Below are 19,631 nucleotides of genomic sequence, written 5' to 3' on the forward strand. Positions count from 1 at the left end.
TTGGTTTTTGGGTTTTTAACAGTCGCAGTCTCAGTTTTCAGTATTAGATTTTAAGTTTGCCCTAAGGATTACTTTTATTTTTATTTTTCATTTTATTTTTAACTTGTGATTTTGTTTTTAATTGAAACTGTAAACTGCGACTGCTACTGCGACTGAAAACAAATAAAGGAACACGACCAGTAGATTGCCGCGCTCGTTCCTCGTTCGTAAAGACGATTTCTACAGTTTTAACTTATCACCAAATACATTATGAAAATAACCTTTATGGGGTATTTGGTTTCTGTAATTAACGCATTAGTTTTATCATCCAACCAAATCATTGAATTATGAATACCAAAATCCTCTTATTATTCTGCTTTTTATTATGTGCTTCCCTTGGGTTTGCTCAATTTCCAAGTTTTAAATCAACTAATTATGACATATCTCCCCTTGATAAAGAAGCAGAATTGGATGAACTTGACAGCGTAAAAATTGATAGTCATATAAAATTTTATATAGCAGATCTTAATGAATTTTTAAAGAAAGAGATTCATGAAAAAATAAAATTCGACTCTTTACAACTGCTATCAAATCAAGAATATCTAGATGTAATAAAAGAAACAGATCCTTCTATTTCATTTGATGATGCGCAACAGAAAATTTATAATACCATTAAATCAAACGTGGATGTTGATCCATCAGACGATAATCTAGCAGTAGTGAAATCAACAGATTTCAAAAATGACAAAGTAGAAAATTTTATAAACACTCATTTTCTAGCTGAATATTTAGAAATTAACTCTGCTAATTTTGCATTAATTAGTAAGAGTTATGAAGAGGTGCAGAAGGAAGTCAAAAAAATGAATAAATCATTTGATTCCTATATGGAGACTGGTAATATCATAGCTGCTGAACGTTTGAAAATTAAAATAAAAAAACAAACTAAAAGAAAGGAAACCTTACAAACGATTTATGAAGACTTAAGAGATAACAGTACAAATATAAATTATTATCTTTTTGGAACTAACCAGCCCGACGCTGTGAGCGCGGTATATTCTAAAAATAAAAGTGAACTTTATCTTATTAACGAGTCTGCTTTACAATTCAATGGTAATGGAGCAGTAGTCAATACTGAATTTGCTTCTACGTTTTTTGGCCCATTAAAAGTGAACTTTGGAACTGTAATAAGTAACGATTCTGATCCTGATGATATGGAGGAAGATGCTATGACTCCTTCCTTAGTAGATGAGAAAATGGTAAGTGAAGAATCTATTCAACGTTTAATTACTGGTGGTGGTAATACTTACTTGGGTTTAGAATTACCTGTTGTATTTCACAGCTCTCAACGTATTACCTTTTTTAGCTATTTAAGATCAAGAGCATCACTAGAACTTGATGAGTTCTCTGATGATGTAAACACTACTACAGGAGTATTTTCATTTTCATCACATGCTTTACTCGCTGTAAATAGCGATGATAAGGCTTTTAATTTTTACCTTCAAGCTAGTTATGGATTGTACGGTGGTGCCAGTGGTTTTAGGGAACGATTAGGAGTTGATAAAAAAGTTTTTGATTTTGGTACAATTTCTACTGGAGTAACCATTAATAATGTCGTACGTATTGCTGTAACATTCAAGCCATTTAGTTCACAGAATCAATTATCAACTGGGCGAGCATTATTAGGAATTCAAATTCTACCAGACGCTTTTTAAAAACAAAATATATTCCCGGTAATTTCCTGTAAACTTCTTATCTTCACCATTCCCCAATTCATTGCTTTTTCCTACATTGTAGATGAAGCGAGGTTTTGGGGTGTTTTATAATCGTATTATGAGTGAACTTAAGGAATTAAAGGAATTATTGGTAAAATTCAGAGACGAACGAGATTGGGAACAATTTCATAATTCAAAAGATTTGGCTTTGGCACTTTCTATTGAAGCCGCTGAGTTAAATGAGCTTTTCTTATGGAAAGGAAACGAGGATTGTGATCAAGAAAGGTTGAGAGAGGAATTAGCTGATGTTTTTTCTTTTGCGATTTTACTTGCAGCTAAACATGACTTAGATATTGCAGAAATTATAAAAGACAAAATCAAATTAAATGGTCAAAAGTATACTATAGAGAAATCAAAAGGTAATGCAAAAAAGTATGACCAATTATAATGGGAGATTTAGCCTTTAAAATTGAAAGTCATGACTTTGATTCCGATAGTGTAGATTCATTAGAAAATCATTACGTAAATAATTTATGGCCAGTTGTTTATTTACTCAATGATGATTCAATAAAAGAAGCTTATGTTGGAGAGACTACCGACACTTTAAAACGACTAAAAACTCATCTGAAAGACAAAAAGAAAAGTAAACTCAGAACCTTTAGAATCATAAGTAGCGAAATATTCAATAAATCTGCTACTCTAGATATCGAATCACTTTTAATAAAGTATATCTCAGGCGACGGTCAGTACAAATTATTAAATGCCAACCTTGGTATTGCAAATCATAATTATTACCAGAAAGGCGAGATTTATTGGGATGTTTTTAAAAGTGTTTGGGATGGACTTAGAAAAGATGGGTTAGCTAAGCATTCACTTACCCATATTGATAATTCCGATTTATTCAAATACTCACCTTATAAGAGTTTAACCGAAGAACAGAAAAATGGTCTTTATTTAATAATAGATAACTTATTAGATGATAAAGTTCATAATACTATAATTGAAGGCGGAGCAGGTACTGGTAAGACAATTTTAGCAATTTTTCTTTTTAAACTTTTGAATTCGGATAATGAAGATTTTAATTTTCGAGATTTTGGAGATGATGAAATCCAATTAAAAAATAAAGTTTTCAAACTCAAAGAAAAGTTTCCCAAACCTAAAATGGCTCTTGTAGTTCCAATGTCATCTTTGAGAAATACTATTAAGAAAGTTTTCAAAAATGTCAAGGATTTACGCGCTAGTATGGTAATAGGGCCGGCAGAACTTGCTAAAGCAAATTACGATATTGTTATCGTTGATGAATCACACAGATTAAGACGTAGAGTGAATTTGGGTGCATATTTTGGCGCATTCGATAAAATCAATTTAAGACTCGGTTTAGAAAAAATGAAAGGAAACGAATTAGATTGGGTGCAATTACAAAGTAAAAAGTCAATCTTATTTTATGATGAAGGTCAATCTATTAAGCCATCTGATGTCCTTAAGCGAGATTTTGATAAATTAAAAATTAAAGAAAATACTAAGATTGAATATTTACAATCTCAGTTTAGGGTTAAAGGAGGAAATAGCTATGTTAATTATATTGATAAACTCTTAAAATGCCAATTAAAAGATGATCAATCGATATATAGTCATAAGAATTACGAATTTATTCTTTTTGATAATATTGAGTCTTTTATAAAAGAAATTAAATCTAGAGATACAGAATATGGTTTGTCTAGAATGATAGCTGGATATTCCTGGAAATGGATTTCTAATAAAGATGAAAGCCTTTTAGATATTAATATCGAGAATTCTAATTTAAGATGGAATTCAACGAATATAGATTGGGTAAATTCTCCAAATGCTCTAAACGAAGTAGGTTGTATTCATACCACACAAGGTTACGATTTAAACTATGCTGGAGTTATTTTTGGAAACGAAATAACTTATTCTAAAGAGAAAGATGAAATTGTAATTATCGCAGATAATTATTTCGATGCAAATGGGAAACAATCTATAACAGACCCAAATGAACTTAAAGAATTTATAGTGAATATCTATAAGACAATAATGCTTAGAGGTATTAAGGGTACTTATGTTTATGCTTGTGATAAAGAATTAAGAGAATATTTATCGAACCATATTCAACAATTCCAAAATGATATTGAAGAAATTAATGTGCATACTCTTCAAATAAGTGATGTGAAAATTGAAAACAGCGTTCCTTTTTATAATATTCAGGCTGCTGCAGGAGATTTCAGTGAATTACAAGTAGCTGAGGAAAATGAATGGATGGAATTACCAGAATATGTAAGGTATTCTGAAGATTATTTTGCGTGTAGAGTAGTCGGAGAATCGATGAATAAAATCATTCCAAATGACTCCATTTGTTTATTTAAAAAATATCGTGGAGGTTCTAGAAATGGAAGAATAGTATTAGCTCAATCAACAGGTATTCAAGATCGAGATTTTGGTTCGGGATATACTGTTAAAGAATACAGTAGTTCCAAATCCTTTGATGAAAATGGTTGGCAGCATTCGTCAATTGTTTTGAGTCCTAAGTCTTTTGATTTTAAGTTTGAGCCAATTGTTCTATCTGAAAATGATCTAGAAGATTTTGTTGTTTTGGGGATTTTTGAACAAGTTTTAGAGTAATAATTAAAAGTAAGTACTACAATCACAAATCAATCAAACCAAGAAAGAAATCGATTACATGGTTTATGAACTTTATGGATTGAGTGATGATGAGATTGCGATTGTTGAGAATAGTTAGGATAAGAAAAGAATTAAAAATTTAATATGAGAATTACATTACTATTTTTATTAGTAAACATATATGCCCATGCACAACTAGAACCTATTGAGGTGGCTAATCTTAACTTTAAATTGTCTGCGTTATCAGAACAAATTTATAATTATGGGTTTGCCAAAGGTGATAAAGTGTACATTAATTATCGCGAAGAACGTGGTAAGAAATTGAAATCCTTTGAGTTATACACTCAAAACGGCAATAAGATTATGACTGAATTTAATCTTGAATCATTGGACAATGAATCTATTACTATTAATAATACCGGTATTTATACATTTAGGTTTGAAAATACGTCATTAGGAAGGCGCATCATCAATTTTTCAATCACTAGAGAACCAGTATCAGTTGAAACTAAGGACTTCAATACTGAGGTAAAGAAAAGAACTATTATTGATACAACATATATTACCAGAGCAGAAACCTATTTGAAAAGCGAGCAATTTAAGGTGGTTGAAATAACTTCTGATCAGGATTTTTTTATAAATAGTGGTAGCAATGCTACACTTATGGGAGGTAAAAGTCGCGTAATGGTTCCAGTCAATCTTCCACCTAATACAGTAAAATGGTATTATCAGGTTGCGGCGTCTAGAGATGAAAGTCAAATTGAGAATATTAAAAGTCAACTAAGTTTAGTTGCAGATTTATCTAAACTTATTGATAAATCGGGAACAGCTAGTTTTGCCATTGAGTTATTAAGTCTACCACCTGGGGCAGATTTTTGTGATGTGTATTTACTAAATCGTGAGAATTATTCCAAGTTTAAAAATAAAGAGGAGTTTCAATATTATATTACTGGTACTCGTGAAAATATTAAATCAGCTAACGTAGAAATAGAAGGTGGATTTAATATGCCAATGTATTTAGGCTTAAAGAACCCAGATAATTTATATGGTGTTAATGTAGTGATTAACATCGCTGCTATTGTCTTAGAGCAAGAATTAGCCACTAGAGAAATTAAAGAGCCTAAGATTAGAAGAAGAATTGAACTGTATTTAGAAAATGAATAATTATGAATGATAAACATTTAATAGAATTAAAGCAAATAAAGTTACAGTCACTTCTAAATTTATTAGACATTAAAAGGAAACGGTTAAATCAATTAACTAGTTTTATCTATTTATCTCCAATTCTTTATTTATTGATTACTGGTGATTTATTAAAAACATTTGAATTCGGAGGAACAATTGTAAATAGTAATGATGTAATTTTAGGATTGTTCCCAATTTTCTATAGCGTTACTTTATTAATGATACTATTTTACGGAAAGAAATTTTATAAAATTAGGCAATCCATTAAAACAGAATTTGGTTCCACAGCTGCAAATACAAATTGGTTCCGATTTTTAAATATTTCTAACTTTTTAGACGATTTACTAGTGAGTTTTCAGAAAAGTAAATTTATGTCTTATATTTTTTTAGTGCCTTTAGGAGTTTTTTTTCTTATAATTCCATTTGTTTTCCTTTCACTAATTATTTTTCACCAATTTTATAAGTCTTACGACTCTTCTAATTTATGGTATTTAGTTTCACCAATTATCTCTTTATATTTATTGGTCGGTATTATTTATCATTTTAAAAACTTAGTTTCTAAAGAACAAAGAAATAAGATTTTAAGACTTTTAAAGAAATGACCAGACCACAAACCATACAAATATTCCTTCCAGACGGCTCACCAACTAGCATACGAGAAGCAGAGTTGACTAACCGATTAGTAAAGGCAATTTTGTTTCCTAGAAATAAAATGCAAGAAGTTGCAAAGCGTGATCTAGTTCATTTTACAGGTGTTTATTTTTTATTTGGGACTAATGAAGATGGCACCAAATCAAAAGTTTATATAGGCGAAGGAGAGAATTGTTATAAGAGAATTCAGTCACATAATCGTAATAAAGAATTCTGGACACATTGTATCATCGTCTCCACTAAAACAGATGAATACACCAAGACTGATGGTAAATACTTAGAACATTATTGTTTAAATAAAGCAAAAGAAATTAACCGTTATGAAATTGATAACGATACAGGTTCAACTAAACCAAGTATTTCTGAAAGTAGGGAATATGATCTATTAGATAACTTTGATACCGCTAAAATTTTGATTGCAACATTGGGTTATCCCATTTTCCAAGAAAAACGAAAAGCCGCAACAGCAAAAGAAATTTTTCATTGTAAAGGAAAAAGCGCCTATGCAGAAGGCGAATATAATGATGACGGTATGCTTGTTTATAAAGGTGGAAAATGTAACCTTATTGAAACAGCGACAGCTGGACCTTGGGTCATCAATAGAAGAAACCAATTACTTAAAGATGGAATATTAAAAGAACAAGATGGATTATTAATATTTCAAGAGGATTATATCTTTGATTCTGTCTCTGCTGCAGCAGCTACTATTCTTGCTAGACGAGCTAATGGTTGGAAAGAATGGAAAGATAAAAACGGTATTACTTTAGATGAATTGAAAAGGAAATAAAGTAATGACCTGCCCATGCAACCCCACAAAACCCTACAAAGACTGCTGCAAACCAGCACACCATAACATCAACCATGTAAAAACCGCAGAGCAACTCATGCGCTCGCGGTACAGTGCGTTTGTGATGGTAAATGTGGACTATTTACAGCGCAGTCATCACAGCTTGCAAAGACCAAACACAAAAGAAGCACGAGAAATAGAGCAGTGGACCAAGTCCGTTAACTGGATTAAACTAGAAGTGTTGCAAACCAACGCCGGACAGGAAAATGATAGCACAGGAACCGTAGAATTCAAAGCTTTTTATATGGAAAACGGTCGGGTAGAAGTGATCCATGAGTATTCTAGGTTCTGTAAAGAAAATGGGCAATGGGTTTATGTGGATGCGGTTTGAGATTTGGGATGAGGTTTTAAACTGTTCTCGGCTGCGCTCGAACTGACATTTGGGAATTTTTAAGTTTAAGTTTAAGTTATTGGGTTATTGGGTTGCTGGGTTTTTAACAGTCGCAGTCTCAGTTTTCAGTCGTACATTTTAAGTTTGCCCTAATGTTTACTTTTATTTTTACTTTTCATTTTATTTTTAACTTGTGATTTGTGATTTGATTTTGATTTTCTTTTTGATTTTACCTTTACTTTTATTTTTTCTTTTACCCATTCATGAGCAAACTGGAAGTACCCATTACTGAAATTGAAAATTTTATCTACTGCCTAGAGGTTGTTCCTGATGCCGATGCTACCGAAACGACTGAAGTGCTTACCATACTTGAGGACATGGCGCTCCAGCAAAAAATAACCAGCATTTATAAACCTTGTGACACCATTGAAGGTCTGGAAGAGAGCTTGAATTATTTGCTTTATGACGACCATAATTTTAAAGATTACGAAATCATATATCTGGTTTTACCTGGTGAGGCAAATAATATTTTGATCAACGGTTATTACTACAGCATCGAGGAAATTGCCGAACTCTTTGAAGGGAAAATGGATGGCAAAGTGATTCATTTTGCAAATAAAAAAGTCCTCGACCTCACAGATGATGAATCTCAGTATTTCCTGGATGTCACTGGCGCGCGAGCGATATCTGGCTACGGCGTTCCTTCCCAGCACATGACGAGTGCATTTACGCTGGATCGATTGTTCTTCAGCTTATTCTATGAGGATGATGATATTAAAGAGGTCGTACAGCGCTTGTTTTATAAGCAACATAAATTGAGTCAGCTGCTGGATTTTAGATTGTACTATTAACTTGAAATAACTACTGAGAACGTCATTTAGAGAAGTGACAGCGACGAAATAATCTGCTGTCGAGAAAACAATAAATAGATTGCCACGCTCGTACCTCGCTCGCGATGACGATTTAAAATTTGATTTTCGTTTTGATTTTGATTTTGTTTTTAATTGAAATCGGTGATCAGTTATCAGGGAAACTGTAAACTGTGACTGCGACTGTAAACTAATAAAGGAACAAGACTAGCAAATTACCATGTTACGATTGCGTTGACAGTTTTAAAATTGCTTTGCTTTTTTAGTACGCTTTCGCGAAAGCGGAATCATAACAACTCATCGCTCTAAACAACAGTACGAGAAGCGCTATGCTAAGTAGAATTGTATGTTAGGTATTCCTATGAAAATTATCCACTTCGAGACATTCCTTCATGTACTGATAAAGCTCGTGCATTTGAGAATGACCTTTCTTCTTACCGAATTGTCCCAAGGTATAAAGTGTGAACCAAATGACTACCAGTACAACCATAGCAATCACTGGAAATAGAATGGAATTATCTAGTACGTGCTGTGTATAACACCATATTCCTGCGGTTATAAATAATCCTGCAGCGACAAAATGTAAGAACATAAAAAACGTCCACACGGTAGGACTAGGTCCAAAGAGTCCGTGGATGTCAGTTCCAGAATCTGGATTTTCGCGCAATTCAAGATGTAATTGTGGTGACCAGAAATGCTGATCCTTTTTAAGAATACGTATAAAGATATGGTCGTCCACGATAGAGGTTTTATAGTTGTTACGAGCAGCGGCATTAGTCGTAAAACGCTGGCGTACTTCATCTAGCGCTACGGGAAGATAGCGCATAAATCGAGGACGTAATAGAATGTCGTTGTTCAATTCCATGAGTCATAAAAGTAATATCTCTTAGACGATTTATGATTAAAATGGGAAATGATTTTAAATTTAGCTTTCGCTTGAGCCGGCGGAATCCTTAGTACTATTTTCCTGCGCTGCCTTTACAATTTCTTTCAAGCGCTCTGTGCGAGCATCTTTCTCTGCACGTAGTTTGTTCTTTTTACGCGTCATGAGTTTAGTATGCTTGCCTTTATTCTTGGTGTTTTTTTGTTTTCCAGCTTTGGCCATGAGATTGCTATAGAAATGCAAAGGTAACCGATTGCTGCTTTCTGTGGAGTTGGTTTACTTTTGTAGTAAAGATGTAATACATGACTGTAGAAGAGTTAGTAGGTGATTATGTAATTGAAGGTCATAATCAAGATGAGTCGCAAAGCTCTTATAAAGGTCAGCTACATTTATCGCTGGATGAATATGGTCGAGTCATCGCGCAATGGAAGATAGCTGGTGATCAAAGCCAACAAGGAACTGGATTTTTTAAAGACAACTTGCTCGTCATTAATTTTAATTATCACAGCTCGGACCAGCAACTTTTTAAAGGCGTAGTGGTTTATAAATGTTTGACTCCTGATATACTAGAAGGTCACTGGTCTGAGGAAATGGGTGATCCACGGTTTCTAGGAATGGAACGAGCTTATAGAGTGAAAACCGAAAAAACATTGCTACATTAAAACCTCATCTACTTATTCAATATACCCCAAAAAGGGTATGTTTTATAAAGCGAATTGCTGATATATTTACGATTGTTCTCAAGTTTAAAAAATGAGCCGAATTTGAAATTTTGAAAAAATGTATCTTCATGGCATTATTTATGAATTACACTGCTCAACTTTAAGCTCACCATTAATATTTCACTTATGATTAAGAATAAAATTACCATTATTTGCGCTTTTCTTTTTTCCATCACTATCTTGTTTTCTTGTAGTGTTCATCAACGATCCTACGTGGAGAGTAATGAGGAATTTGTTGTAGAAGTGAAACGACCATCATCTCGTGGTAGTCTGGTAGAAGTAGCGTTACAAGGTCTTTTTATAGGCGCAGATTACCTTGCCGAGAAAACGGCTCAATCCTTAACATCTAGTTATTCACAATCTTTATCGATCAACGATTATTATAGTAATGATGGTGATGCAATTGCAAAAAGCTATGAAGAAATAGTTATTAAAAAATATGCAGCTGTAGAAAAAGGAGAGAAAGAAAAACAGCTGGTAACAGCCATTGAAAATGACATCAAGGCTCAACCGCAATCTAGAGGTTCAAGTGCTGCTTTTTCTATGAAAGATGTCATGCGTGCCTCAAGCACGGTAGATGAGAAAGATGAGCTGCTCAACTTTGAAGCTCGTATCGCAATAGAAAGCGATCCAGAAAATCCTGGAGTTTCAAGATTGAGTTTTAATGAACTGCGCATTTTATTTTCAAGAACTAAAGTTTATGAAGATGAAGATTTAAATGCACAATTATCTGTTTCTATTGAAGGCCACTGGCGCAGTGCAGATAATACTCCTATGCACGCCATACTCATCGAGCAGGAATATGACTTACGTGATTTAAAATATGGCGTGGAGAATCAAATCGAGAACCCGATTGTATCTCCATGGTACTATGATATTCCATACCTAGCCGAAAATGAAGATTTTGAAAACTACGGTGTGGTTCAAATCAACGTGCAGTTGAGAGAATATGAAGGAGGAAAAAGTAAATACATCAACAAATTACCTAGTATACTGTCTGATAATAAAGATGCTGTTATTAAACAAGGTAGTGCTACTATCCAAAAGGTATTAGGGAACTAATGAGAACGGCGATATGTATCGCTTTACTGCTTATACAGTGGAGTCACGGACAAACGAGCACATCTAATATTATTGATGGTGTTCAACTTATCGATTTTCATTATTCAAATGTTACAGACATTCAATATATAACAGAGCGCAACGAAATCTATTCTAGTGACGCCAGCGGGAAAATCATTGTTTATGACGGCACTTCTCAAAAATATAAGTTCACTTTTCAAAAAGCAGATGGCGTAGCGGTTCATAAGATGCAGCTACTTAATAAGAATCGTTTAATTCTTCATAAGGCGTATGCTACAATGGATGGCACCAAGCCTGATTCTCTATTGACTTATGATATACCAAATACTCAAAAGATAAGTTCGCAAGCGTTCAAAGGAAAACTACTGGGTAATGATATAGATGACTATGCTTCTTTTTCTATTTCTAAAGGATACGAGCACGGTCTAGTGATTATGAAACGAGACCCATTTAATCCTGTTGGGACTGTCATGAGTAACGCTCCAGCAACTACTGCCAGTGTTTCTATAAATGGAAAGCAAATTGCCTTTGTTGAAGCTCAATATGGTACAGCGAGTTTTGTCGTTAAGGCAACTGATAATAGTGAGTTATTTAGAGAAGATTTAAGTGAATTAATTGGTCAAATGAGTGGTTTTAAAGTCATTTATGAAGATACAGGTAGTATACTTTTAATAGTTAATGATACTTCTGCAAAATCCACATCCGTCTATCGTTATAGTATTGATTTTAAAAGAGAATTAGTCAAAAAACTCAATAGCAATCCAGGATTTGGTTTGATTACAGAAAGTGTTATTAGAAATGGTAAAAAGGAATTTTTCTTTGGAACTGATACTAATTCTTATCAGAATGAATATGTAAAAGGAATCATGAATGAGGGAATTTATTCCATAGATAGTTTTGAAACAGATAAAAACTTTAGTTATGCTTATTTGAATAGTACTTCAAACGATGTTTCTTTTTTCTCCTTGTTCGGTGATTTGAGTAGCATTAGTAAGCCTATTACCAGATATCAAATTATATCAAATAAGAAAGTAGATATTGATGGTACGGCAGCTTTTGGTGATTATGAAGGAACTTTTCTAGCAAGTGGAGATCTTATTTTTATAGGTAATTCAGGAAATGAAAAAGAAGAAATAAAACTATTTACTGCCGGAACTTTACAGAATAAGTTCGCTCCATTAGGTGCTAGAGCTTACTTAAAACGAGATCATGAGCTTGATTTATTTGATTATTCTTTTATAAACGAACAAATAGATCCACTGAGTTCTAGCATGGCTGTTCTTGCAGACTATAAAGGGAAAAGAAGAATTGTATCCTATAATTTTTCTACTGAAAAAGTTGGGAAACTATCTGAAAACATAAGCGATGGGTTTACATCTGTTGTTTCTTATCATGGCAAAACGTCTCAAGTTATTTTATCTAAGGGAAGTTATAAATATGGCGGTGGTTATGTCGATCCTGGTTCACTTAAATGGTGTGTGGCTGGTGATTGTAAAATGATTAAAGGCTCTTATAAATATGCTCAGTTTTCAAGAGATGGAACATTATTACTTACTGTAAATAATAAAAGTCTGATTGAGTTAAGAGCATTACCTAGTTTAAAAGTTCTTACAGCAAAACAAATTGAAGGTGCACCAAAAGTAGATTTGAATTATAGCGACAACAATGAATTTGAAATAGCGCTGAATTATACATATCTTCAAGATGCGTGCTATTTAAAACATATTTCATTGGTTATCTCAGGAACTGATTATGATTTTCAAGAAAGAGATTGTTTAGGAGTGCTCGATGCCGATTTTCAAAACGGAACCCAGGCGGCTTTACTAAATTTTGTAGGCGTGCTGGTTGGAGATCAATTATTAAAAACAGATAAATCTTCAGAACCAGCGTCCATAAGCTTAAATACTGATGGTTCTAAACTACTCGTTAATTATAAGCATGGATTGATAGAGCTATTTGATGTAGCAAGTAATCAAAAAGATTTATCTATCATTCAACCAGATTATGATTCTCATTTATTTGTAGATCGACAAGGAAATTACATAGCAAACTTTAAAGCAGAAGATCTGGTTATAGGATATCAAAATGGTAAAGAGACTTCGCTTAATATTTTGAAAAGTAGTTTTTATAAACCATCATTAATATTAGAAAAGTTGGGTCCAGTGGATGCCGCTTACGCAAAAACTCTTGCTAAAGCAGAACAAATAAGAGATTCATTTAGCTCTCAAGACAACAGTTCCAGTGTAGAGATTTCAGATTTTCAACTAAATAATGGTAGTTCTTATTCCACTACAGATTTAGTAAACACTTTTTCTTTTCAATCCGAAGGAATGGATAAAAACGATGTGGTCGTTTATTTAAATGGAGTTGAAGTACAAGAGGCAAAAATCAAGACCAAAGGTTCTAACGGATTTCAATTTGAAATAGAACTGGCAGCTGTGGAAAACGCAATTGAATTAAAGACGAAATCAGGTACAGTTCTGGTATCACAAAGCGTGACCTATGAAGGTTCCGCGTTGAAACCTAATCTTTATGTACTTGCTGTTGGTGTTTCCAATTACCAACAGAGCAAATATAACTTGACATTTGCGGCCAAAGACGCACTAGATATAGCTCAGCTTTATGGGAATCTTAGTGAAAAAGAAGTTAGAGATTATCAAAATGAGTATTATGGTGATCCATTGTTTGTCACAAGAAATGATGGTAGTTCGGTAGGTGTTGAAGGATTTTATTATGAAGAGAATATGTTTGGGAACTCTAATTTTATTCCAGCTAGTTACACGGGAACTTTATGGATAGAGTTAGCTTATAATAAAGCCTATCTACATAATTTTGAAACTGGTGAACGTAAAGATTTAGATTACGACACCTTTGGTGATTTGACATATAGTCCTGTTTACATTCTGGATCCAGATGAAGAAAAGTTTATTTTCTTAAGGAATGAAAAATGGTATAGCTACGATATTGAAAAGAATGCTTTAATCGATTACAGCATTCCCATTAGTGAAGATGTTTTAAATTCTGGTCAATATCGATATCTGGAAAATAACAACTGGATTGAGTTTATCTCTGAAAGTAAATGGGATGAAGGTAGTATAGATCAAGTAACCATTACCACTACTCATAAAGGAAAAGTTTTGAAAACTAGTGTTTTGGAGTTGAAGGAAACTTATAATCCATCTTTAAAAGCGGTATCAAATGATGGACGCTATGTATTAATTAAAGCCGGAGAAAATGATTTTTATCTCTATGATTTGGGTGATCAAAAACCAAGATTAATCTCTAATAGTAAGATAGATGGAGACTTGACGCTAGATCAATTTTATATCAAAGGAGATGATAAGCCTGTCATCTATAGAAGTATAGATCGGTTTGATGAAATGGAACGCTTTACGAGTATTATTACTTATGATGAAAATCTTGAAGAACTAGATGAAAACAAATGGGATCTGTCGTTAGATTATGGTAGGCTACAAGTAGTAATAGGAGACCAAGGACCTTTATACTTGAATAGAACAAAAAGCTCTGCAACCGACCGACAAATTTTAACAAAATCCATTGAAGATTTAGTAAAGAATAGAAGCGCTACCGCAGCTTCATTTGAAAACACACAAGTGACATATCTTCTTAATGAAGATGCTAATAAAAAGAACATTTTAAAAGAAATACAATCACTTCGAGATAAAGTGAGACCACAAGATCAGGTTGTGGTATTTATTGCTGGTCATGGAGTGCTGGATAAAGGGCTCAATTATTATTATGCACCTAATGATATGAACTTTGATAATGTTCAAGAAAATGGCGTTTCTTTTAATGAAATTATTCAAGGACTTAACGATACTAGGTCGACTAAGATGTTATTGCTTATGGACACCTGTCATAGCGGTAATACACTTGATATGGAAGGTTATGAGATTGTAGAAGAATCTGTAGAAGATAAAGACGGTAATAAAAAACGTGGTGGAGTAGCGGCTACCACCAGTAATAAAGGCGATACCACTACGGTTTCTCAAGTAGTCAGCACCTTGTTTGATAATTTCACATCTGTAAGTGGCGTTACGGTCATCTCAGCATCATCTGGACAAGATGTTGCCTATGAGTCTGATGAATTAAGTAATGGAGCTTTTACAACCGCTTATATCTCTTATTTACAGGAACAGTTGGGTCAAGGCTTTACTACCCAAGCAGACTTTTCAAAGCCACTCAACCTCACTGACGATTTTATAAAACAACTGCGCCAGCGCATACTGGATTATACAAATGACAAACAACAACTTGATATTAGAGAGATTAACGAGTTGAGTAAGATTAAGGTGTGGTAGGATATTAAACTTTCTTTATAATTTTCAATCAATTAATAAATGAGAAATATAATCACCATCATTTGCGTATTGAGTTTTTGCATCGCATTCTCCCAGGACACAAGTTTCCGAGTGAATTTAGGTCTTAATGAGATTCAATTGAGTGACAGTCATTCTACAGATTTTAATGACTTTATAGACGCGCCTTTTAATGATGATCACACTTACGCTTTCGCGAAAAACGATGAACTAATCACCATCTGGGATTTAAAGCATAAGGTAGTTGTAAAAAACATCACGGTAAATGATGAGGTGAAACAGTATGCCGATGATTTTCCAACTCGAGTGATATCAAAAGCTTATTTTGTTTCTGGTAAAAATGAAATTTACTATACCATTTCATTATTTAATGAAGAAGCTCAGAAAGAGAAGTTTTTTATCATTTTCTATGATTATAAGACAGATAAAATCACTAAAAAAATAATTCTCAATAACAATTATCGAGATGTACTTTATGGATGCTCAGAACATTTAATCCTTGTGCAAGGTGGAGAATTCACTTATGACTTAGAAATCTTCAACTATCAATTTAGCGATGAATCCATCAGTTCCATAAGACATCATACTTCTGATAATGGAATGAATTTCTTGAGATGGCAACGTATTAATAACGAGTTATATTACGCCATTGTAGCAGATCAGAAAATTGGAGTTTTTGATGTAAAAAATAACTTTGAATTTGATAACGTATCATTTCCAGATGGATATGATTTGGAAACTAACTACGTCACAGGTGTTGCATTATCTTATGATTTGAAACACGCCGTTGTGGTTCATTCAAATAATAGCTTTGTTACAAGATTAGAAGATAACAAGATTATCTATGATCAGATTCCTACGCAAATAGGAAATAATTTACCTATAGAGATTTTTTTTAATAAAGATGGTACTAGGTTTATTTATGAGCAATACGAGTCTGGTGTTGCCTATAAGGAAAACAAAACTTTAAGCTTGTTGGAGTTTAATATTGCCAATGGAAAATCGAGAAAAGTTGACGTCATAAAAAATTCAAGAGAAGCTAAAATTGATTTTCTAAATTTTAATCCTAAAATTAATAAAGATTATGAGGTAAAGGGATTATTGAAATTTATGGATTTTAAAAATTACTACAGCTCCTACAGAATTGAAAACAAGCTGATGAAAATTCACAAAAATGAATGGATCACTGCCTTCTCAAATGGTATACTTACTTTTTATGATGCAAAAACTGGATCTTTTGAAGTATTTGATGAAGTAAAGTTGCAAAATTGTCAAAGTGAATCATGGCTAAGACCATCAGAATGTCAGGTGTCTGGAATGGAGTTTTTTAATGATCATGTTATAGTAGCTTTTCATACTGGAAATGTCGTGGAGCTTGTAACCATAAATTTAAAAAGTAAAAAAGTAATTAATAATACGATTATTGATCAGGTTAAGAAAGTAGAAAATTTTAAAATCAATCTTGATGAAAATAAAATATTGATTTCGTTGACTATTGGAAACAATAAAAATGAAAATCAAGAACTTGGTAAAACAGCAATTTTTGACCTTAAGAAGTTTGAAATCGACTACCTAGATTTATTTGAAAATCGCTTCTATGATTTCTTATATGAGACTAATAACAATCGTTGGATTGCTGGATATTTAAGTGATTTGAATCAAACCTTTATTTATGATAAGATCAGTTTAAAATTATTGAGAACTGAAACTGGACTTCTTTTTATAAATGATGATCAAGATTATGTATGGAACATCGAAATTGAAAAAGAGACCCAATTAGAGCAAGTTGAAAATCCCGATTGTAACTATGATAACCCAACTTATCCAGATTGTGATTTTATTATTGAAAAGGAAGTCATTTATACAAAAACGACTGGAACTATTCATCTAGATAGCGCAAGTTCTAAGCGTAAATTAAAGACCAATAAAGCTATTACTGAATTTATTTATAAAGAGTTAACCACAGGAGTTGATCAACTCACCATCGGTACTCAAGACAATTTGGTACATTTTAAAAGCAATGGTAGAACCATATTTGAATTTAATATTTCTACTCTTGAGTCTCTGGAATATGAAGACTTGATAGAATTTAAAGGTTATCCTGTGCAAGGAACAAATAACCAACCGGTTCTCGTCAAGAATTTTGGATTTAATAATGTGGGAAATAGAATAGATGCAGATGGAGAAATTATTAAAAATGAGAATCATATCGATCTCTATTATTCAGAACCTGAAAAAGAAGATGGCTATAGATTTTTAAATGGCGATTATATCAATAGACCTTTTCAATTGGTACACGTTGATTCTACGCATATTGGACTTGTTAATGGAGGATTACCTAGCGAGAATTATTACACATCTTGGTCTATATATGTCCATGATGCAGATGAAAATGGATTCAATGGCTATCCAGAATTTGAGATTTACTATAATGAAGATGAGCTGCAGTACATCAGTGATGATGAACTTGATGAATTAGATCATTATAGAAGTACTTTTCTAACCTTTTATAACATCGCAACAAACTCTGAAGTGAAGCTGAGATTATACAAGAATTTTGTTTCTAAAGTTAACAAGTTCCATAAAGTGGGAAATAGACTTTTTGTATGTGATAAGGAAAACAATACAACACAAGAAATCATCTTGACAGAAGTAGAGTCTAAGGTCGTAAATAATATTACATCCATTTCTTCATTAGGTAACTGGCAAGTGGAAAATAGATACAGTCATCTAAAAAGTGAGGAAGATGATAATGGCATTTTTAAGATAATCGATAAGGATTCAAAAACATCAGTAGTTGATGCATTTTTTAATTCTAACGGAAGTTATTTCATTTCAACTGCCGATAATTACTACGTTGCTAATAAAGAGATTTTTGATTACATATGGTTTCAACGAGAAGAGCAGATTTATAGACCAGAACAATTTGATTTACAGTTCAATCGGCCAGATTTAGTACTTGAAAAAATCGGTTCTTCTACAACTTCTATTATTGATTCCTATCAGGCGCTTTATGAAAAGCGATTAAGAAAAATGGGAATTAAAGAAAGTGTGGTGTTAGAAAATCATAATATTCCAGAACTTCATCTTGAGGATAAGTTCAAAATTCCTAGCAGTACAAAATCTGACAAAGTCAAGTTGTCTTTAACGGCGCAAGACTCATTATTTAAAATCAGTTCCGTGAAAATTTGGAATAATAATGTTCCCGTGCTCACTCAAGATTATACTTCTTCAAAAACTAATTTGAAAAAGGATAAAGTTTCAGTGGATCTAGCCAGTGGTGAGAATAAAATTCAAATCAGTGTTTTTAATGAAAATGGAATTGAGAGTAAAAAGGAAACAGTTTATATTCAAAAAATAGCAGCATCACGCAAGCCTAATCTGTATTTACTCACAGTAGGCGTGAGTGAATTTGATAACAAAGCCTATGATTTAAAATACGCTGTAAAGGACGCCATGGATGTAGCCAGTACTTTGCAATCTTCAACTGCCTTTGAAAAAGTATATACGCAGTCGCTAACAAATGCAGAGGTTACAGAAGAAAATTTACTAAAATCAAAATCATTTTTTGAAAAAGCATCTATAGATGATGTAGTGATTCTATTTATAGCATCACATGGTGTATTAGATAAAGAGTCTAACTATTACTTAGGAGCGCCTCAAATTAATTTTGATACACCTAGTCAAGGTGGTATTGATTATTTGATTTTGGAAGATGTTCTTGCGAGTGCACCATCCTTGAAAAAAATAATACTATTAGATGCTTGTCATAGTGGAGAGCTTGATGAAGAAGATGATAGAGCGTTTAAACCTTTAGTCACTGCCGAAGATGTTTCTCAAAACAAAGGTGAAAACAACAACGTAAAAGCTAGAGGTAGCGGTTCAACACGTGTTGGTAAGTCTGTAGATAATATTACTACAATCAGTAAGAACATATTTACTGACTTGAGATTAGGAAATGGAATCAATATCATTTCATCAGCTGGTGGAGAAGAATTTGCTTATGAAGGTGACGAGTGGAATAATGGATTGTTCACTTATACATTGCTCCACGGTTTAACATCGGGTCAAGCAGATCTTAATCAAGACGGAAAAATCATGTTGAGCGAGCTACAGGAATATACATTTGACGAAGTTTCTTCATTATCAAATGGATTACAAACACCTACATTCCGCCGCCAGAATATTTCGGGAGATTATCGAGTGTGGTAGGATTCTTTGAGTTTTCTATGAAAAAAAGATTAAATTTCTAAAAAACAAATTTATCAAGAACCTACGCCAGCGCATTCTGGATTATACTAATGACAAACAACAACTCGATATCAGGGAAATTAATGAGTTGAGTAAGATTAGAGTGTGGTAGAATTTAAAAATTATTTTATGAAAATTATT

14 protein-coding genes are annotated in these 19,631 nt (G+C 33.0%); 12 read left to right on the plus strand and 2 right to left on the minus strand.

The genetic code is table 11. The features are described 5' to 3' along the window. Positions 1 to 326 precede the first annotated feature (326 nt). The 8 genes from ACSHWW_RS08775 to ACSHWW_RS08810 all read left to right on the plus strand — a co-directional run bounded on the left by ACSHWW_RS08775 (position 327) and on the right by ACSHWW_RS08810 (position 8,193). Positions 327 to 1,691 (plus strand): hypothetical protein, encoded by a 1,365-nt coding sequence (locus tag ACSHWW_RS08775; protein WP_435682068.1) that lies wholly within the window; start codon positions 327 to 329, stop codon positions 1,689 to 1,691. 118 nt (positions 1,692 to 1,809) lie between these two features. Continuing rightward, positions 1,810 to 2,139 carry a nucleotide pyrophosphohydrolase gene (locus ACSHWW_RS08780; protein ID WP_435682069.1) on the plus strand — a complete coding sequence of 110 codons (330 nt, stop codon included), beginning with the start codon at positions 1,810 to 1,812 and terminating at the stop codon, positions 2,137 to 2,139. Continuing rightward, positions 2,139 to 4,328 carry a DNA/RNA helicase domain-containing protein gene (locus ACSHWW_RS08785; protein WP_435682070.1) on the plus strand — a complete coding sequence of 730 codons (2,190 nt, stop codon included), beginning with the start codon at positions 2,139 to 2,141 and terminating at the stop codon, positions 4,326 to 4,328. Before ACSHWW_RS08780 ends, ACSHWW_RS08785 begins: the two co-directional genes overlap by 1 nt. Positions 4,329 to 4,472: 144 nt before the next feature. Beyond that, the gene (locus tag ACSHWW_RS08790; protein ID WP_435682071.1) at positions 4,473 to 5,492 is read left to right on the plus strand and encodes a hypothetical protein; all 1,020 of its coding nucleotides are present in this window, start codon (positions 4,473 to 4,475) and stop codon (positions 5,490 to 5,492) included. 2 nt (positions 5,493 to 5,494) lie between these two features. Beyond that, complete coding sequence (locus tag ACSHWW_RS08795) at positions 5,495 to 6,115, plus strand: hypothetical protein (protein ID WP_435682072.1); 621 nt, start codon at positions 5,495 to 5,497, stop codon at positions 6,113 to 6,115. Beyond that, entirely contained in the window at positions 6,112 to 6,951 is an 840-nt protein-coding gene (locus ACSHWW_RS08800) for a GIY-YIG nuclease family protein (protein WP_435682073.1), read from the plus strand. Before ACSHWW_RS08795 ends, ACSHWW_RS08800 begins: the two co-directional genes overlap by 4 nt. 4 nt (positions 6,952 to 6,955) lie before the next feature. After that, on the plus strand, positions 6,956 to 7,342 hold the full coding sequence (locus ACSHWW_RS08805) for a YchJ family protein (RefSeq protein WP_435682074.1): 387 nt from the start codon (positions 6,956 to 6,958) through the stop codon (positions 7,340 to 7,342). Positions 7,343 to 7,605: 263 nt separating this feature from the next. Continuing rightward, positions 7,606 to 8,193: a DUF6642 family protein gene (locus ACSHWW_RS08810; RefSeq protein ID WP_435682075.1), complete on the plus strand. Its 588-nt coding sequence runs from the start codon at positions 7,606 to 7,608 to the stop codon at positions 8,191 to 8,193. Positions 8,194 to 8,560: 367 nt separating this feature from the next. On the opposite strand, the gene ACSHWW_RS08815 is transcribed toward ACSHWW_RS08810, so the two are convergent. Further along, the gene (locus ACSHWW_RS08815) at positions 8,561 to 9,076 is read right to left on the minus strand and encodes a GTP-binding protein (protein WP_435682076.1); all 516 of its coding nucleotides are present in this window, start codon (positions 9,074 to 9,076) and stop codon (positions 8,561 to 8,563) included. A gap of 60 nt (positions 9,077 to 9,136) precedes the next feature. After that, positions 9,137 to 9,316 carry a hypothetical protein gene (locus ACSHWW_RS08820; protein ID WP_435682077.1) on the minus strand — a complete coding sequence of 60 codons (180 nt, stop codon included), beginning with the start codon at positions 9,314 to 9,316 and terminating at the stop codon, positions 9,137 to 9,139. 80 nt (positions 9,317 to 9,396) lie between these two features. On the opposite strand from ACSHWW_RS08820, the gene ACSHWW_RS08825 reads away from it, so the two are divergent. The 4 genes from ACSHWW_RS08825 to ACSHWW_RS08840 all read left to right on the plus strand — a co-directional run bounded on the left by ACSHWW_RS08825 (position 9,397) and on the right by ACSHWW_RS08840 (position 19,451). Beyond that, positions 9,397 to 9,756 (plus strand): hypothetical protein, encoded by a 360-nt coding sequence (locus ACSHWW_RS08825; RefSeq protein WP_435682078.1) that lies wholly within the window; start codon positions 9,397 to 9,399, stop codon positions 9,754 to 9,756. 186 nt (positions 9,757 to 9,942) lie between these two features. After that, positions 9,943 to 10,878: a hypothetical protein gene (locus tag ACSHWW_RS08830; protein ID WP_435682079.1), complete on the plus strand. Its 936-nt coding sequence runs from the start codon at positions 9,943 to 9,945 to the stop codon at positions 10,876 to 10,878. Continuing rightward, positions 10,878 to 15,221: a caspase family protein gene (locus ACSHWW_RS08835; protein ID WP_435682080.1), complete on the plus strand. Its 4,344-nt coding sequence runs from the start codon at positions 10,878 to 10,880 to the stop codon at positions 15,219 to 15,221. Before ACSHWW_RS08830 ends, ACSHWW_RS08835 begins: the two co-directional genes overlap by 1 nt. A gap of 39 nt (positions 15,222 to 15,260) precedes the next feature. Continuing rightward, on the plus strand, positions 15,261 to 19,451 hold the full coding sequence (locus ACSHWW_RS08840) for a caspase family protein (RefSeq protein WP_435682081.1): 4,191 nt from the start codon (positions 15,261 to 15,263) through the stop codon (positions 19,449 to 19,451). Positions 19,452 to 19,631: the final 180 nt, after the last annotated feature.

The sequence above is a fragment of the Nonlabens sp. genome (assembly GCF_051251825.1).
Classification (GTDB): domain Bacteria; phylum Bacteroidota; class Bacteroidia; order Flavobacteriales; family Flavobacteriaceae; genus Nonlabens.

Bases quoted from the DNA above. Each gene is read 5' to 3' on its own strand.
- ACSHWW_RS08775 (WP_435682068.1), top strand. From the start codon at position 327: ATGAATACCAAAATCCTCTTATTATTCTGCTTTTTATTATGTGCTTCC.
- ACSHWW_RS08780 (WP_435682069.1), top strand. From the start codon at position 1,810: ATGAGTGAACTTAAGGAATTAAAGGAATTATTGGTAAAATTCAGAGAC.
- ACSHWW_RS08785 (WP_435682070.1), top strand. From the start codon at position 2,139: ATGGGAGATTTAGCCTTTAAAATTGAAAGTCATGACTTTGATTCCGAT.
- ACSHWW_RS08790 (WP_435682071.1), top strand. From the start codon at position 4,473: ATGAGAATTACATTACTATTTTTATTAGTAAACATATATGCCCATGCA.
- ACSHWW_RS08795 (WP_435682072.1), top strand. From the start codon at position 5,495: ATGAATGATAAACATTTAATAGAATTAAAGCAAATAAAGTTACAGTCA.
- ACSHWW_RS08800 (WP_435682073.1), top strand. From the start codon at position 6,112: ATGACCAGACCACAAACCATACAAATATTCCTTCCAGACGGCTCACCA.
- ACSHWW_RS08805 (WP_435682074.1), top strand. From the start codon at position 6,956: ATGACCTGCCCATGCAACCCCACAAAACCCTACAAAGACTGCTGCAAA.
- ACSHWW_RS08810 (WP_435682075.1), top strand. From the start codon at position 7,606: ATGAGCAAACTGGAAGTACCCATTACTGAAATTGAAAATTTTATCTAC.
- ACSHWW_RS08815 (WP_435682076.1), bottom strand. From the start codon at position 9,076: ATGGAATTGAACAACGACATTCTATTACGTCCTCGATTTATGCGCTAT.
- ACSHWW_RS08820 (WP_435682077.1), bottom strand. From the start codon at position 9,316: ATGGCCAAAGCTGGAAAACAAAAAAACACCAAGAATAAAGGCAAGCAT.
- ACSHWW_RS08825 (WP_435682078.1), top strand. From the start codon at position 9,397: ATGACTGTAGAAGAGTTAGTAGGTGATTATGTAATTGAAGGTCATAAT.
- ACSHWW_RS08830 (WP_435682079.1), top strand. From the start codon at position 9,943: ATGATTAAGAATAAAATTACCATTATTTGCGCTTTTCTTTTTTCCATC.
- ACSHWW_RS08835 (WP_435682080.1), top strand. From the start codon at position 10,878: ATGAGAACGGCGATATGTATCGCTTTACTGCTTATACAGTGGAGTCAC.
- ACSHWW_RS08840 (WP_435682081.1), top strand. From the start codon at position 15,261: ATGAGAAATATAATCACCATCATTTGCGTATTGAGTTTTTGCATCGCA.